Raw genomic sequence first — 15,748 nt, forward strand, 5'->3', positions numbered from 1 at the left:
AGCAGCAGTAAACCACAGAATTTCATCTAGTCGTAATAATCCTCTGCTGTCTTTATCGCTTCGGTTGTCTCATTGTAGGAAAGCAGCTCCACATATTTTTCCGGCAAATCATTCAGTTTGATGATAAACTGCTGCCGTTCATACTCTCTCTCATCGTCTGCATCATCAGTTATCACTTCTGCATCTACTGTCAATTCTCTGTTAAAATTAAACTCATTGTAGGACAAGTATTCCGTGGAAATCAGAACCGGAGCCAGTTCTTCAATTTCTTCTCTTTTAAATATTTTTGCCTCTTCTCCTGATATCCAGATTCCATTTTTATAATAGGAACGCCTGTCATTAAGAATCATTTCCTCTACTGCTTCCGTATCGATATAGTCTGACAGACGGCTGTCTTCTTCAGCCAGAAGAGCGATTACATCTGTGAAACATTCATAGACCGGATATCGTTCCTTATTGCCGTAAGACCGGTAATAATAGTTGGTTCCTCCGTTCCTTTTATAGCTTTCTTCCCAATCGAGCATGGCCTTTTTATCCTCTGTGAGGAATCGAATTGTACCGATTGGGCAGAGATCTGTGATCTGCTCCTGGCTCATTCCTCTCAAAGCTTCCTGATATGCTTCCAGAAGTTCTCCCATTTTCTCTCCGTCAATCTTAACCACGTCTCCATGTTTCTCCAGCTGAACTTCAACAACATCTTCTTTCTGAAGCGCCAGCAGCGGGTATGCACCTTCCTTATATTCCTGTCCTTTGAAAATGCTTCTGATATCCTCTTCTACCACTGCCTTATTGACCCTGTAATACCGGTGCACAGTTCTGCCGTTTTTCATATTGTACTGAAAAGCTACATTTATGTATGTCGTTCCCTTTTCCTGCCACGGTCTGCGGCTCCATAGAGAGCTTCCCCCCATTTCCGACTTTTTTCTTGCCTCTGTAAGGTCTACTCCGTTCTGCGCAATCCTCAGAACTGTCGGAATATCGGTCAGCTTCATTTCTCTGACAGATGGTCGTCCCTCGATTCAGACTCCCACATAAACGGCCGGCCCGGAAACTGCTCAACTCCAAGCCACTGATTCAGAATCAGCTCTTCATAGTCTTCTTCCGGTTTATGAAACGGTGCAAGTTCTCCATAGTCCAGCCAGTCATCCAGATCGGATATGCTGACAGCAGCGGAAGCCACCTGGCTTTCCTTTGGAATGTACCTGTCGAACCCGACCAGATCATATCGGAATACACAGAGTACAATCAGAGAAACCACAAAACAGCCGATCATCTGCTTATAATGAGAAAACAGCTTCTTAAAATCAAAATTGTAAATAATCTCGATTACACAGTGAGCGATCAGACAGCCGGTAATCAGCCCGAACACGGCCCATCCGATATTTCCTCTCATTCCCCAGAAAAACAGTGCGCCGCCCAGAGCGCTCAGCATTACGATCAGAATGCGGATGATCGGTTTGCTTATGGAAAATGCCATTGCCTTTCCTGCTGCTTCCGAAGGCCTTTTTCTGTAAAGCAAAAGAGCAATAACCGACAAAATCAGTCCTGCCGCCAGGTGGGACGCAAAAAATGTCCATGTTGGCGTTCCTCCTATGCAGTAATTGATAAATGGAGAAACATTTCCTACATGTTCGATAAACTGGCCGCTGTCATAATAGGAATAAAACCACGTAGAAAAATATCCTTCGGTCAACAGGAGAACCATCGGTCCATAAAAGAAAAATACACCAGTTCCCAGCAGACCTACGATCAGATTGCCCGTCATGACGACAGCAATTACTACCGTGGCATAAATCATCAGGTAATATGTCATAAAATAGGCCCATCCCTTAAACGCTTCTCCGAAGATTGCCGGCGATACCCCCTGGGTAACGGCTACCGCAGCGCTGATCATCACGTTGATAAAATAAGGAGCCGCTACGATCAGAATACCGTTTAAATAATTGACTGCAAAAATCTTTTCCCTTTTAATCGGGATACTGTGGTAAAAATCCACCTTTTTCTTGGAATCCAGGTAAGAGAATCCTGATACGCCGCATACAATAGCCAGCACTACTATGATAAATGCCACCCAAAGGTTTTGCTTAGACACAAAGGTGAGCATAATCCTGGAAAATGACCTCAGCCATTCGATTCTGTCCTGAGAATATCTCGTACCGGCCACAAATACCGTCGCTACCGGAAAGGAGAAGAAAAACAGAAGGGTTACGAGAGCCACTGCCCACAGACGCCGCTTTGTATCTTCTATCATGAATTTAGAGAACCAGTTTTTTAACGTCATAGCCGACCACCTCCGTTTCGCTGATAAATATTTCTTCAAGAGATAATGGAATCAGTTCGAAAAAGACTGGCCGGTACGATTCCATTATTTTTTCGATCTCTTCTCGTTTTCCCCTGACTGTCAGGGTAATAAGCCGTCCCCTCTTCTCCAGCTTCATCCTGTCGAAAGCGACCAGATCCTCTGCCTCCATGCCGGGCTGAAGTACGCACTGAATTTTATGTATATTCATTTTCATGTCATCCAGATCCTTTGACAGAAGAATTCCGCCTTTATGGAGGAGTCCGACATGATCGCAGATATCTTCCAGCTCCCTCAGGTTATGAGATGCAATAATCGGCGTCATCCCACGCTCAGCCATGTCATTGGCAAACAGGCTCTTTACTGTCTGGCGCATAACAGGATCCAGTCCGTCAAATGTCTCATCGCAGAACAGGTAATCCGTTCCGGCACAGATTCCCAGTATGACGGAAAGCTGTTTTTTCATTCCCTTGGAAAACGTGTTTACTTTTCTTCTCTTATTCAGCTCAAAGCTTTCAAGCAGGTGGTAAAACCTCTTTTCATCGAATTTCGGATATGCCTTCCGGTAGAAGCGCATCATGTCCTCTGGCGACGCATTGCTCAAAAAAAACTGATCATCGGAAATATAGAAAAAGCGGGACTTAACCGCCTCATTTTCATAAACAGAAACGCCGTCGATCATAATACTTCCCTCATCCGGTTTCAATACGCCGCATGCCATTCTCAGGAATGTGCTCTTTCCCGCCCCATTCGTTCCGATCAGCCCAAAAACGCTGCCATCCTTGATCTGTGCGTTCAGATGATCCACTGCCGTAATATCATCAAATCTCTTTGTCAGATTGATTGCCTCTATCATTCATATTCCCTCCTTTTTCATAGGCTCCTTTTGCATCCAGCAGAAATTCTTCTCTGGATATCCCGCTGATTCTGGCCTGTCTGGCCGCTTCATTCAGCTGTTTTCTCACATCCTCCCGCCTTACATCCACCAATTTTCCAATATCAGCCACAAAACTTCCCTTTCCTTTTACAGAATAGATGTATCCCTGGCGTTCCAGCTCTGCATATGCGCGCTGTACGGTATTCGGATTAATGGATAAATCGGCCGCAACCGACCGGACCGACGGGAGCTTCTCGTCTGATTCCAACACTTTCAGCATCATAAGCTCCTGCAATTTCTCAACGATCTGTTCATAAATGGGACGTCTGTCTCGAAAGTCTAATATGATCATTCGCCTCCTCCTTTCTGACTGTATTAATTCTCTTAATACAATTATAGTCCACGATCCCCTATTATACAATTACTTATTTCTTAACATTTTCTGAATCATTCATCTGTCATCACAAATGACCGGCTGTCTCTGGCTCTCATCGTTGCCAGTATGCCGTCCAGGTGATCGTACTCATGCTGAAGCAGCTCTGCCAGATCTCCTTCCAGCTCCATGCTGTATTCCTTCCAATCCAGGTCTCTGTAATGAATACGGCATCGCCCGTACCGTTCTACCCATACGCGAAGGCCCGGGAAGGACATGCAGTCGTCCAGCACCTCCATTTTTTCCATATCCGGGAATTCCAGCACAGGATTGATAAACAGCACAGGTTGTCCCGTATTCATATAAAGTACACGTTTTCTTACGCCGATCTGAGGAGCGGCTATCGCCCTTCCGGCGTGATGAACACGCCGATATTCCATCATCGTATCGTGAAGGTCCTGCTGAAGGACCTTCATCTGCTCCGTTTCTTCCTGTTTTACTTCTTTACTGACTTCATACAGCCGGGGATCGCCCAGCAGGCATATTTTTTTAATCATATGGATCTCCCCTTTATCTTCTGTCAAATTCATCTTCCGCCAAATTTATTATCAATCAAATGCCAAGTGTACCGAATGCTTATTCGTACCGCAGTGCATCGATCGGGTCCGCCTTAGCCGCCTTGGAAGCCGGATACAGTCCAAAAAAGATTCCGACCACAGCAGAAAATGTCACTGCTACGATAATAACACTTGGTTTGATTACGACCGCCATGCCGAGGACAGCTCCTCCTGCAGATACAAGTCCGACTCCGATCAATATTCCAATGATACCGCCGCAGGCGGAAAGAATCGCCGACTCCGTCAAAAACTGGATCAGTACATCCCGCGTTCTTGCCCCAAGAGCCTTTCTGATACCAATTTCTCTCGTTCTCTCCGTAACAGACACAAGCATAATATTCATAATTCCAATGCCTCCAACCAGAAGAGAAATCGCTGCAATACCGCCTACCGCAATGGAAAGGCCTCCCATCATCGTATCGACACTGGTCATTTCTTCCATGGCCGTATACATATACATGTCTTCCGGTTCTCTCCCATGCATTTTGGCCACGTATGCTTTAAACTGGGTGAAAAATTCATCCAGATTCACATCGTCCTCTGCATATACATGAAGGTTGTAAAAGTAATCGTTCGGCCATGTAAGAATGGTATATGGAATAAATGCAGCGCCCTTATCTGAGGTTTTTCCCATCATCAGCGCCTGAAATGCATTGAGGTTTTTTCTGTAGACACCTACAACGGTATAGTCTTCTGTAGAACCGTAAATCGTGGTGCGGAAGGTCTTTCCCACTGCATTTTCTACACCGAACAGCATCATAGCACTGTCCGTGTCCATCACCACATTTTTTTTCCGTCCTAAAATATCACCTTCATTCAAATATCGTCCGTATACAATATTAACAGGCTGCACATTCTGATAGTCGTAATCAATTCCCTGAAAATCAAAACTTACCTTTGTACGCTTATATGAGGCCTCGTTACTTGTAAATGCATTGCTGTCAATATATGCGATCTCATCGGAAAAAGCCTGTCTTGCCCGCTCCATCTCATCCAATGTAAAATAGTCGCTCTGCCTCACGTCGTCCACCCAGTATCCGATGGAAATATACGCCTGTGTAATTCCCACATCCTTATATAGATCTGCAAACAGGCTTCTCATCGTGTCGCCGATGGATACGATGGAAATTACGGAACCTATACCTATGATGATTCCAAGCATGGTAAGAACAGACCGCATTTTATTGGCCCGGATCGCCGCAAAAGCCATCATCATATTTTCAATCAGCATGGTCTGTCTCCTCCTTAGGCTGGTGATCATTCATTTTATCGCTCAAAATTTTTCCGTCTCCAAAGCGGATGATCCTGTCGGCGAAGGCAGCGATATCTTCTTCATGCGTTACCACTACGACCGTCGCCCCTTCTCTGTGAAGCTGTTCAAATAGCTCCATAATTTCAATTGAAGAAGCAGTATCCAGGTTTCCTGTAGGCTCATCTGCCAGTATCAGCGGCGGTTCATTCGCCAGAGCCCTGGCAATGGCAACTCTCTGGCGCTGGCCTCCGGACAGCTCATTTGGCATATGATCTTTTCTCTCCCCCAGTCCGACGCGTTCCAGAAGTTCCTGGGCTCTTTCGATTCTCTTTGACTTATTTAAGCGGGCATATGTCATTGGAAGTTCTACATTTTTTAACGCAGAGGTTCTGGATATCAGATTAAAGGACTGAAACACAAATCCGATCTTTTTATTTCTTATTTCCGATAGCTGGTCCGGCGTCAAATTTGCCGTATCCTGTCCGTCCAGGTAGTAATGGCCCATCGTCGGCCGGTCCAGACAGCCCAGAATATTCATCAAAGTCGATTTTCCGGAACCGGAATGTCCCATAATCGCCACAAATTCGCCTCGTTCTATCGTAAGGTTTATTTTCTTTAATCCTAGAACGCGAATAGCTCCCGTATCATAAACCTTGACTAGATTTTCCAGCTGAAGGAGCGGACCGTCCCATACAGGATTTTCGCTTTTCTTCTTCCTTCCAAATGCCAGACGGCCTTTCATATCCTTAATTTTTATCATACGGCCTCCTACTTCTGCGGAAGAATTGTCACTGCCATTCCATCCGTGATCTGAGGACCTGCATTGGTGATCACCTGCATTCCCTCGGTCAGTTCAGCACCCTCAGCCGGAATTACTTCTACGTTGACGTCCCCGTCCACTCCTAAGGTGACCGGTATCAGTCTCGCATTCCCGTTCTCAACCACGCCTATGCTGGCAGTTGTCCCGTCGTCGATCAGAGCTGTTACCGGCACGACAAAGGCATCCTGGGATTCACGGATCAGAATTTCCGCCTTTGCCGTAATTCCTGCAATCAGCTTTATGTCTTTCCCATCGATTCTGATTGTAATTGGAATTACCCGCTCTGTTGATCCTCCGCCTTTTTCTTCTCCTGTCGGGGATATCTTGATTACTTCTCCTTCTACGGTTTTACCATTTAAAATATCCGCACTGATCACGGCTTTCTGACCTACCTGTACCTTTCCGATCGAGTATTCGCTGACCTTAATTTCCATCTCCAGCTGATCCAGATTCTCGATACTGAAAATAGGTTTGTCATCTTCTACTTTATCGGCAAACTGTCCGACCTTTGAGTTGACCCTGACTACCGTTCCGTCTATAGTGCTTTTAATTTCTGCATTTTCCAGCTCTTCCTTCTTCTTTTCCAGTTCATAAGCCGCATTTTCAATCTGAAGTTCGTAGGACGGGTCGGCAGCGCCGCGGCCGTTTACGACCGTATACCCTTCCATCAGACGCTTTGCATCCTTTAATGCATTCGCAGCCTGTTCCATTTCCACCTGAGTGATTCCTCCGCTGGCAAATAGCATGCTGCTTCTGTTATAATCCGCCTGCGCTTTCTGAAAGTCCTGTACTGCCTTTTCATAGCCCAAGGCTTCGCTTTTATCTTTTTCCCGTTTATTAACAACGGCCAGGTCATATGCATTCTGTGCAATCTCCACTTCACGTTTCAGATCGGTGTTGTCAACTACTGCCAGAATATCTCCCTTTTTCACCGTATCTCCCTCTTTTACATTCATAGCCGTAATCTCAGCATGAATATTCGAAACGACATCGACGCTGTCTGTTCCCGAAACAGGACCGTTGACTGTCAGCTTCTCCTGGATCGGCTGCCTGGCCAGATCCATAACGGTAACTACAGGACCTGTGTCTTTTTTACTCTGCCCACCGCATTTTGACAGCAAAAACAGAGCACATGCAAGGATAATCAAGATTGTGACTACTTTTCGCCTGCGGCTGAAGCCTTTCCATTTTTCTCTAAAAGGAGTTCCGGATCTCTTCTTTTTTCTCTTTTTCTTACCTCCGTCCTCCTCGTTATCACTTTCCATTATTTCCTGAATCTTCTCATCAATCTTTTCAGATTCAGTCTTTTCCAATCTCTCCTCGTTCATTCAATCCTCCTGCCGTTATAATGTGTATTATTTGGACTAATACAGTTATATCACATATTCTCCCCAAATACAAGATATCTCCTGTGGCATATGTAAAATGCAGGACGGTCTGCCTCATCGCAGCCAATCCTGCATCTTTATGCAATTCCATCATTTTATTTCTTCATCTTGGCTCATTTCTGTCCGAATTCATTCCTGCTCACTTTTATCTGATTCTCTGCTGTTCTCATTCTCCACTGTTCTCACCGCCAGGTATACCTGTCAGATCGACATTGCGCTTTACCTTTACAGCATATGTATCTGCCAATACCTTTCCCCCTTTGCTTATACAATTGTCTTTATTATATCACTCTCCTCCTTTGTATTTCTTACTTTTTTCTTGCATTTTTCCGTTAATTTCCAAAATAACTTATTTTTCATCCACTTTCTGTTAAATTTTATGAACGATTTGTTAAATTTCATATACTGGGTTGACCTGACCAACGCAGTATATTATTATTTATTACACAGGATGGAATTTACGATTCCGTATCCGCTTTTTATATGCTGCCATGCAGCTGATTACGTATGAATATATAAGACAAAAAAGGAGGACAATTATTATGCGTGCAGTATTTGATGATTCCTTATTGACGGGAAATAAAATGATTGATGCACAGCACAAAGAGCTGATCGATAAGATCAACAGCCTGCTGATAAGCTGTGAGAATAAAAATGACAAGCAGGGCGCTGTAAACATGCTGAATTACCTTGCTGACTATGTAGACTTCCACTTTGCTGAGGAGGAACAGCTACAGAAAGAAATGGAGTATCCGGGTATTCGCGAACACAAGATAAAACACAGGGAACTCCGCCTTGTTGTGGAAGACCTTCATGCCATGCTGGAGGAAGAAGAAGGTCCTTCTGAGCGCTTTGTGGAACAGGTTCAAAAGAATGTCGTCGATTGGCTTTACTACCATATCAAAACCTTTGACCGTTCTGTTGCCGAATATAAATTCTTGAAAGATAATACAGAAAGGATCTGACCCGGGAACTGGGCCGCCGGCAGGAAATTCATGATATCTGATTCATATGTTTTTATAAACAGAGAGGAATTTCGTTTTTCTTCCGTTATAATACCGATCATAGAGACCGATCATATTCAACAGATTCTTTTTGAAGTGCGTGAAAGCCATCTCCCTCAGCCTGGAGAAATCTGCTTTCCCGGAGGACGCATAGAAGCCGGTGAGTCCCCCAGGAAAGCGGCTGTTCGAGAGACCATGGAGGAACTTATGATCCGGAGGGAACAGATCAACGACATTTGTCCTCTCGGGCTTTTGTATACTCCCTCTGGTATGGTCATTCATGCCTTCACGGCAACGCTTTCCAATTACGAATGGACATTTTCAAAAAACGAGGTGGCGGAAGTATTCTCCGTTCCTCTCGATTTTCTGATTCATACAGTCCCGGAAGTCTATTCTGCAGATATCACTGTACGGCCGGATCCGGATTTCCCATTTGATCGCATTCCAGGAGGGAATGAATATTCCTGGCGGACGGGCAAGTATCCGATCTACTTTTATCAGTATAAAAACAGGACAATATGGGGGATGACAGCGAAAATATTAAGAGAATACATGATACGGCGAAAAGACAGCGAACCGCATTCTAAATATAGCTGAACGAAGACGAGGTGCTGCGATTTTTTCCATTCTGCAGCACCTCGTCTTCGTTCTTCGTTCTCTTATTTTTCTTATTTCTGCCTTTTCTTATTTCTGCCTTCTGTTTCTGTATGGTGTTCTTCTTTCAATGCCTCGACAATATTTTTGTCTGCATGCCTGAGCAGATAATTGCGTCCCGGTTTTGGAAGCCTTTCCCGTTCCTCTGCAAGCTGTCCGTTAATCCGCTCAATCTCTTCTTTAAGATCCGTTGCCGAAAGCAGCATACAGCCCTGTCCCCGTATAATCAACTGTTCCAATCCGTCTGATGTTGCCACAGTTACGTGATATTTCTTTCCCATTTCATGCGCCAGCTTTTCAATATACTGGTCCGCCGTCTCTGCTTCTTTCGTGTATACAACATGGATATTGTGATAGTCCAGTGCCTCTCCAGTATTTCCGGTTACCTTATAGGCATCGAAAACAACGATGAGCGTGCATTTTTTATACCCCTGGTAGTTGCAGAGAATATCCATCAATTTATGCCTTGCCCCATCAATGGTTGCCTTCGCCAGTTCCCGCAGCTCTTCCCATGCAAAAATAATGTTATAGCCGTCTACAAGGAGATACTCTTCCACTTTTTCCTGCGGTCCTGCACTTCTCTGTGCTCCGTAAGTAACAGTCCTTGGACCGTTCTGCGATGTCGTTTTCCGCTTGCTCTCCCCGTAAGTGCGGATAAAAATCTCCTCCAGTTCTTTATCATCAATCCCTGATGAGGCATACGCAGGAGGCAGCGCTGCCGCGGGCCTATTTTCCAATACGTTTATTTCACGTTCAAGGTATGTTCCCGCCTCTGAATTCACAGTCTTTTTCTGATCCAAAAGACAGCCTATATGCATGTGATTTTTCACTTCATTCCATGGAACGAGATAGCCGGCGCCATGAGAACAGAATACTGAGCCGGTCGGATAATCCAAGTCCGTTTCCGGATCATATCCGATAGACTCAATCACCTCCTGTTCATTATGGCACGGTTCATATCCTTCCACCGAACAGGTAAAGCGGCCTCTTCCCTTCGTATAAGAGACTATCTCTTTCTGATAATCACGCATGTTGATTACAGGCGCGCTTCCTTCCAGCACCGTCATTTCCCCCTCCGGCTGCGGCGGGTCAAACCGTCCCTGCATCCGTTCAATATCTGCCATAGCTCGTCCAACAGATTCTGAAGGAATTTCCAAGCGAAATTTATAATACGGTTCCAACAGCCGACAGGACGTTCCATAAGTCCCTGGCGGACAGCCCGGTACGTAGCCTGGCGGAAGTCTCCGCCCTCCGTATGTTTGATATGGGCTCTCCCGGAAACCAGAGTTATCTTCATATCTGTAATTTCGGCTCCTGTTAAAACTCCCTTATGACGCCGCTCCTCCAAATGGGTCAGAACAAGGCGCTGCCAGTTTCGATCCAGCATATCTTCACTGCAGCGCGCTTCAAACTGCAGTCCGCTTCCCTGCTCTCCCGGTTCCAGAAGAAGATGTACCTCAGCATAATGACGCAGTGGTTCAAAGTGGCCGACTCCCTCTACCGGTTCCAGAATCGTTTCTTTATACACGATATTTCCAGTTCCAAACTCTACGGATACCCCAAACCGCTCCTGGACCAGACTTTTCAAAATTTCTATCTGAACTTCACCCATTACCTGAGCCTGTATCTCTCCGAGAGTCTCATTCCAGACGATATGCAGCTGCGGTTCTTCTTCCTCCAACTGCCTTAAATTTTTCAACATGACCGAAACATCATATCCCGCAGGCAGGATCACCTGATACGTCAAAACAGGCTCGAGAACAGGTAACTCCGATTCCTCTTCCATTCCGATTCCCTGCCCTGCACAGGTAGTAAGAGGCCCAGTTACTGCACAGACGGTTCCTGCCTCCGCTTCGCTGACCGCCTCAAATTTGGCTCCGGAATAAATCCTGATCTGGTTTACCTTTTCTTCCTCACGGCCCGCCAGCATATCTCTCACTCTCAACGTTCCGCCAGTGATCTTTAAATGAGTCATGCGGCTGCCCTGTTCATCTCTGGAAATTTTAAATACCTTTGCGCCAAAACGATTCGAATAATCCGGGCATTCCGTGTAGTTCTCCATTCCTGCCAGAAATCCCTCCACTCCCTGGAGCTTCAATGCCGAACCAAAGTAGCAGGGGAATACGTTCCGTTTTCTTATTAGTTTTCTGATATCAGGAACTTCCACCGTACCACTTTCCAGGTAGGATTCCAGAGTATGATCTTCGCAAACAGCTATATTTTCCATAAGCTCTTCCTGATCAGCTCCAAAATCCACACAGTTTCCATCCAGGCGGCTTTTTACATCTTCCAATAAAGCGCCTTTATCCGTACCGTTCTGATCCATTTTATTGATGAACAGAAAGACAGGGATTCTGTATTTTTTCAGCAGGCGCCATAGCGTCTCTGTATGTCCCTGTACGCCATCCGCACCGCTGATTACAAGTATGGCATAATCCAGAATCTGGAGTGTCCGCTCCATTTCAGCTGAAAAATCCACATGGCCCGGTGTGTCCATCAGCGTGACAGACGTATCCCCAAGGGTAAAAACAGCCTGCTTGGAAAATATAGTGATTCCCCGGGCGCGTTCCAGTTCATACGTATCCAGGAACGCATCCCTGTTATCCACTCGTCCCAGCTTCCGGATGCTTCCAGTCAGATACAGAATACTTTCTGAAAGCGTTGTCTTTCCTGCATCTACATGGGCTAATATTCCAATTACTAATTTTTTCATCTTCATTTCCTAACTGTACTGCTGTTATAGTTCTGGTCCTCTATATTTCTAACATCCCTATTATAGCGAACATTCTGCTATTTGTCATCAGCAATCATATGTTGTATATAAACCTCTGCTCCCCTCACTCGTTCCGCCCGAATGCAAACAGAGCAGCGTTTCCTGGGCCGTTAATGCCGGAAACGCTGCTCCGCTATGGATTTTTTATATGTTATTGTATATCTCAGTCTCTCTTTACAACAGCTGCACAGCCCATGCCGCCGCCTACGCAAAGAGTTGCAAGACCTGTTTTAGCATCCCTCTTCTGCATTTCGTAAAGAAGGGTGACCAGGATCCGGCAGCCGGAGCAGCCTACAGGATGTCCGAGTGCAATCGCTCCGCCGTTTACGTTTAACTTATCCAGGTCAAATCCCAGGTCATGGCCTACCGCAACGGACTGTGCTGCAAATGCTTCATTCGCTTCGATCAAATCAAAATCACCGATTTCCATTCCTGTTTTCGCCATAACTTTTTTGGTTGCAGCTACTGGTCCGATGCCCATAATTGACGGTTCAACGCCAGCCAGTTCACCGCTTACCCATGTCGCCATAGGTGTCACACCCAGCTCTTTCGCTTTTTCTTCGCTCATAACAATAATAGCCGCAGCACCATCATTAATACCTGAGGAGTTTGCTGCTGTTACAATTCCATCCTTTTTGAATGCCGGACGCAGTTTGGAAATTCCTTCTGCTGTAACGCCTGGACGCGGGCCTTCATCTGTATCAAAAATAACGGTTTCCTTTTTCTTCTTGATTTCGACCGGAACAATTTCATCCTTGAATCTGCCTGCTTCAATTGCTGCACATGCTTTCTGCTGACTGTTTGCAGCGAATTCATCCAGCTGTTCTCTCGTCAGTCCCCACTGCTCACAGATATTCTCCGCTGTGATTCCCATATGGTATCCGCCGAATGCATCGGTCAGAGCGTCACGGATCATGGAATCCTCCAGAGCAGCATTTCCGAGACGATATCCGTATCTTCCCTGCTGCACGAGATACGGAGCCTTTGACATATTTTCAACGCCGCCTGCAATTATGATATCTGCATCCCCACTTGCAATCAGCTTTGCAGCCAGATTTACGCAGTGAAGTCCGGAACCGCACAGTACATTGACCGTCGTAGCCGGCACCTCTACAGGAAGTCCTGCATGAATAGCTGCCTGTCTTGCTACGTTCTGGCCCTGTCCTGCCTGGATTACGCAGCCCATATATACTTCATCAATCTGATCCGGCTTCACACCGGCTCTCTTCATAGCCTCTTTCAAAACAATTGTTCCTAGCTCTGCAGCCGGAACATTGCTTAACGCGCCGCCCATCACACCAATTGCTGTTCTACACGCACCTGCCAATACAACTTTTCTTCCCATTGTTCCAATACCTCTCTTTCCTTTTTCGTGAACTATATGTAATTGGAAATTTGTGCGCTTTTTTGCGCACACGGCAGAGTTTCACTATCGTTTCTGTGTTGCCTGCCTGTTGTGCATATTATATCATGACTGCTGTGCGGCCATATTCCTCCAGCAGAACTTCGCCCTCGAATTTCTGTGGCAAACGCTGAAAACAGTATATGATGATATAACGTCCACTTTGAGAACATTATATCATATTGATATTTTTTTCTCAATCTTTATTTTGGATATTTGTTAAACTTCAGGTCTTGCTCCTGGTTCGTCTCAGTTTAATTTGTCTGTGTCTGATTGCAATATACAAACCGGTTGATAAAATATGCCGTCCGTCGTATACTGAACCTGATAAAGGAGCGACTACATATGATAATTAAGCTGATACAGCCCAAAATGACACTGCGCCCTATGGATACCGGTCTGAAAATCCGCATGTCTCCTCCTCTGGGCCTCCTGACAATCGCAGCCATGTTTGAGCACGACCATACAATCATCATCGAAAATGAAAATGTGGAGAAGATCGACTATGAGAGCCCTGTCGATCTTGTAGGTATCTCCATTACCGTGGATATGCTGGACCGGGCTATTTTGATTGCCGAAAAATTCCGCAAACGCAATATCCCGGTCGTTGCCGGCGGTATTCACGTTACTGCCGTTCCTGAAGATGTATCCCCATTCTTTGATGCAGTCAGCGTAGGACTTGCTGAGAAAACATGGCCTTCCATTATAGCTGATATGCAAAAAGGTACTCTTAAAAAGGTATACCGCTGCGGCGATCCCATCAGGTCGAAGGATATCGTTCCGCCGGCTTACCATTTACTTGATAAACGAAAATACCTCTATACCAATATTATCAGTACCAGCAGAGGCTGCCCTTTTCAGTGTGACTTCTGTTACAACAGCTGCGAAGCCTGTAAAGATGTATATGTCAATCGTCCTGTCGCCCATGTGCTTGAAGACATCAAGGCTATCGGCCGCCGCCATATCATGTTTATCGACGACAATTTAATCGGAAATCCTCAGTGGACCCTGGAGCTTGTCAAAGCCCTAAAGCCCCTGCATATCAAATGGAACGCCGCCGTATCCGCAAATATTGTGCAAATGCCAAAGCTTCTGGATGAAATGCGTGAGTCTGGCTGTCAAAGTCTGTTTATCGGATTTGAAAGCATAAATGACAGCTCTCTGACCGGAGTACACAAGGTTCAGAATCACGTGAACCAGTTTGACCAGCTGGTTCACGAGCTCCACCGCAGGGGTATTATGATCAATGCCAGTTTCGTTTTCGGCCTTGACAGCGACGATCCGCAAACCTTTCAGAATACGCTCCAGTGGATCATTTCCCACAAGATTGAAACTGTCACATCCCATATTCTGACTCCGTATCCAGGTACGGCTCTGTATGAACGTATGGCTTCTGACGGCCGAATTACTACCTTCGATTACTCGCTTTACAATACGGCCAATGTTGTTTTCTCTCCTGCAAATATGACGCCGGAGGAACTGTTTCTGGGATATAAGAAAATTTATAAGGACATCTATTCCTGGAAAAACATATTCCGCCGTATGCCGAGGGCCAAATCTCAATGGCTCCCATACCTGATGTTCAATATTTTCTACCGTAAATACGGCCGATTCACGGACTGGCTCTGCCGCCATATCACATATGAGCGGATTGGGCGGATATCAGAAAAGGTATCTTACTGGATATAACAAGAACGGCGGTATATGGAAATATTATTGGATTTTGCTGATTATGATCCATAATATAACGTTTTCAGAGTTGTAAAACTCGTAGCTCCAAAGCCCCTTTCTATAAAAATTACTATGTGGTAATTTTTATGGAAAGGGGCTTTCTTAATTTCTTGTTTGTTGACTTTTCTAGAATATAATAATACAAATGAGCGAGAAATGGATGTGTCAGATATTGTCTTTTGAAAATGTCAGCTTACATATCTGGACAAAACAAAATTTCAGGAGCACTTTTAATCCATTTATTACCTTCGCAGGTGGTGACCGTATACCGGGCCCACATTCCCTACGGTATTGTCATTTCAATCCACACCACCTTCGCAGATGGTGACGAACAAACAAGCGGGTTACATTTTGCCGGTATGAGATTTCAATCCACACCACCTTCGCAGGTGGTGACATTATTTGCTGATCTTGGTATTGCTTTGATTTTATTTCAATCCACACCACCTTCGCAGGTGGTGACAGAAGGTCGTGATCGACTTATCAACTCCGGAATGGATTTCAATCCACACCACCTTCGCAGGTGGTGACGGCACGACGAGCTAAAAGCCAAATACG

The 15,748-nt window shown here is 45.4% G+C and carries 13 protein-coding genes and 1 pseudogene; 4 read left to right on the plus strand and 10 right to left on the minus strand.

Annotated features, from left to right (window positions below; genetic code table 11):
* Positions 1-26: 26 nt before the first annotated feature.
* From DXA13_RS08170 to DXA13_RS08205, 8 genes are all read right to left on the minus strand, one after another.
* Positions 27-992, minus strand: coding sequence for a DUF6449 domain-containing protein (locus DXA13_RS08170; RefSeq protein ID WP_118243264.1), 966 nt, complete (start codon positions 990-992; stop codon positions 27-29).
* Entirely contained in the window at positions 989-2,281 is a 1,293-nt protein-coding gene (locus DXA13_RS08175; RefSeq protein WP_118243266.1) for a hypothetical protein, read from the minus strand. The genes DXA13_RS08170 and DXA13_RS08175 overlap by 4 nt, the downstream gene beginning before the upstream one ends.
* Positions 2,256-3,155 (minus strand): ABC transporter ATP-binding protein, encoded by a 900-nt coding sequence (locus DXA13_RS08180; RefSeq protein WP_118243268.1) that lies wholly within the window; start codon positions 3,153-3,155, stop codon positions 2,256-2,258. The genes DXA13_RS08175 and DXA13_RS08180 overlap by 26 nt, the downstream gene beginning before the upstream one ends.
* Positions 3,121-3,528: a GntR family transcriptional regulator gene (locus DXA13_RS08185; protein ID WP_118243270.1), complete on the minus strand. Its 408-nt coding sequence runs from the start codon at positions 3,526-3,528 to the stop codon at positions 3,121-3,123. The genes DXA13_RS08180 and DXA13_RS08185 overlap by 35 nt, the downstream gene beginning before the upstream one ends.
* Positions 3,529-3,623: 95 nt before the next feature.
* A complete protein-coding gene (locus DXA13_RS08190) occupies positions 3,624-4,106 on the minus strand; it encodes a peptide deformylase (RefSeq protein WP_118243304.1) in 483 nt (160 codons plus the stop codon).
* Positions 4,107-4,185: 79 nt separating this feature from the next.
* Complete coding sequence (locus tag DXA13_RS08195) at positions 4,186-5,397, minus strand: ABC transporter permease (RefSeq protein ID WP_118243272.1); 1,212 nt, start codon at positions 5,395-5,397, stop codon at positions 4,186-4,188.
* Positions 5,387-6,178: an ABC transporter ATP-binding protein gene (locus DXA13_RS08200; protein ID WP_118243275.1), complete on the minus strand. Its 792-nt coding sequence runs from the start codon at positions 6,176-6,178 to the stop codon at positions 5,387-5,389. Before DXA13_RS08200 ends, DXA13_RS08195 begins: the two co-directional genes overlap by 11 nt.
* Before the next feature lie 8 nt (positions 6,179-6,186).
* Positions 6,187-7,566 carry an efflux RND transporter periplasmic adaptor subunit gene (locus tag DXA13_RS08205; protein ID WP_118243277.1) on the minus strand — a complete coding sequence of 460 codons (1,380 nt, stop codon included), beginning with the start codon at positions 7,564-7,566 and terminating at the stop codon, positions 6,187-6,189.
* A 602-nt stretch (positions 7,567-8,168) separates the two neighbouring features.
* Between DXA13_RS08205 and DXA13_RS08210 the strand changes: the two genes are divergently transcribed.
* Complete coding sequence (locus DXA13_RS08210; protein WP_118243279.1) at positions 8,169-8,591, plus strand: hemerythrin family protein; 423 nt, start codon at positions 8,169-8,171, stop codon at positions 8,589-8,591.
* A 30-nt stretch (positions 8,592-8,621) separates the two neighbouring features.
* Entirely contained in the window at positions 8,622-9,227 is a 606-nt protein-coding gene (locus tag DXA13_RS08215; RefSeq protein WP_118243282.1) for a CoA pyrophosphatase, read from the plus strand.
* A gap of 71 nt (positions 9,228-9,298) precedes the next feature.
* On the opposite strand, the pseudogene DXA13_RS08220 reads toward DXA13_RS08215, so the two are convergent.
* Together DXA13_RS08220 and DXA13_RS08225 are read right to left on the minus strand one after the other, a co-directional pair.
* Positions 9,299-11,997, minus strand: a pseudogene (locus DXA13_RS08220) (translation factor GTPase family protein).
* Between the two features lie 223 nt (positions 11,998-12,220).
* On the minus strand, positions 12,221-13,402 hold the full coding sequence (locus DXA13_RS08225; protein WP_118243284.1) for an acetyl-CoA C-acetyltransferase: 1,182 nt from the start codon (positions 13,400-13,402) through the stop codon (positions 12,221-12,223).
* A gap of 402 nt (positions 13,403-13,804) precedes the next feature.
* Between DXA13_RS08225 and DXA13_RS08230 the strand changes: the two genes are divergently transcribed.
* Both DXA13_RS08230 and DXA13_RS20730 read left to right on the plus strand, forming a co-directional pair.
* Positions 13,805-15,148, plus strand: coding sequence for a radical SAM protein (locus DXA13_RS08230; protein WP_118243287.1), 1,344 nt, complete (start codon positions 13,805-13,807; stop codon positions 15,146-15,148).
* Between the two features lie 221 nt (positions 15,149-15,369).
* Positions 15,370-15,720 (plus strand): hypothetical protein, encoded by a 351-nt coding sequence (locus DXA13_RS20730; protein WP_147348005.1) that lies wholly within the window; start codon positions 15,370-15,372, stop codon positions 15,718-15,720.
* Positions 15,721-15,748: the final 28 nt, after the last annotated feature.

This window comes from Clostridium sp. AM58-1XD (assembly GCF_003464085.1).
Classification (GTDB): Bacteria; Bacillota; Clostridia; order Lachnospirales; family Lachnospiraceae; genus Lachnoclostridium_A.

Coding starts and splice junctions, on each gene's coding strand:
- DXA13_RS08180 (WP_118243268.1), bottom strand. CDS start 3,155: ATGATAGAGGCAATCAATCTGACAAAGAGATTTGATGATATTACGGCA.
- DXA13_RS08170 (WP_118243264.1), bottom strand. CDS start 992: ATGAAGCTGACCGATATTCCGACAGTTCTGAGGATTGCGCAGAACGGA.
- DXA13_RS08195 (WP_118243272.1), bottom strand. CDS start 5,397: ATGCTGATTGAAAATATGATGATGGCTTTTGCGGCGATCCGGGCCAAT.
- DXA13_RS08200 (WP_118243275.1), bottom strand. CDS start 6,178: ATGATAAAAATTAAGGATATGAAAGGCCGTCTGGCATTTGGAAGGAAG.
- DXA13_RS08205 (WP_118243277.1), bottom strand. CDS start 7,566: ATGAACGAGGAGAGATTGGAAAAGACTGAATCTGAAAAGATTGATGAG.
- DXA13_RS08210 (WP_118243279.1), top strand. CDS start 8,169: ATGCGTGCAGTATTTGATGATTCCTTATTGACGGGAAATAAAATGATT.
- DXA13_RS08175 (WP_118243266.1), bottom strand. CDS start 2,281: ATGACGTTAAAAAACTGGTTCTCTAAATTCATGATAGAAGATACAAAG.
- DXA13_RS08215 (WP_118243282.1), top strand. CDS start 8,622: ATGATATCTGATTCATATGTTTTTATAAACAGAGAGGAATTTCGTTTT.
- DXA13_RS08230 (WP_118243287.1), top strand. CDS start 13,805: ATGATAATTAAGCTGATACAGCCCAAAATGACACTGCGCCCTATGGAT.
- DXA13_RS08185 (WP_118243270.1), bottom strand. CDS start 3,528: ATGATCATATTAGACTTTCGAGACAGACGTCCCATTTATGAACAGATC.
- DXA13_RS08225 (WP_118243284.1), bottom strand. CDS start 13,402: ATGGGAAGAAAAGTTGTATTGGCAGGTGCGTGTAGAACAGCAATTGGT.
- DXA13_RS08190 (WP_118243304.1), bottom strand. CDS start 4,106: ATGATTAAAAAAATATGCCTGCTGGGCGATCCCCGGCTGTATGAAGTC.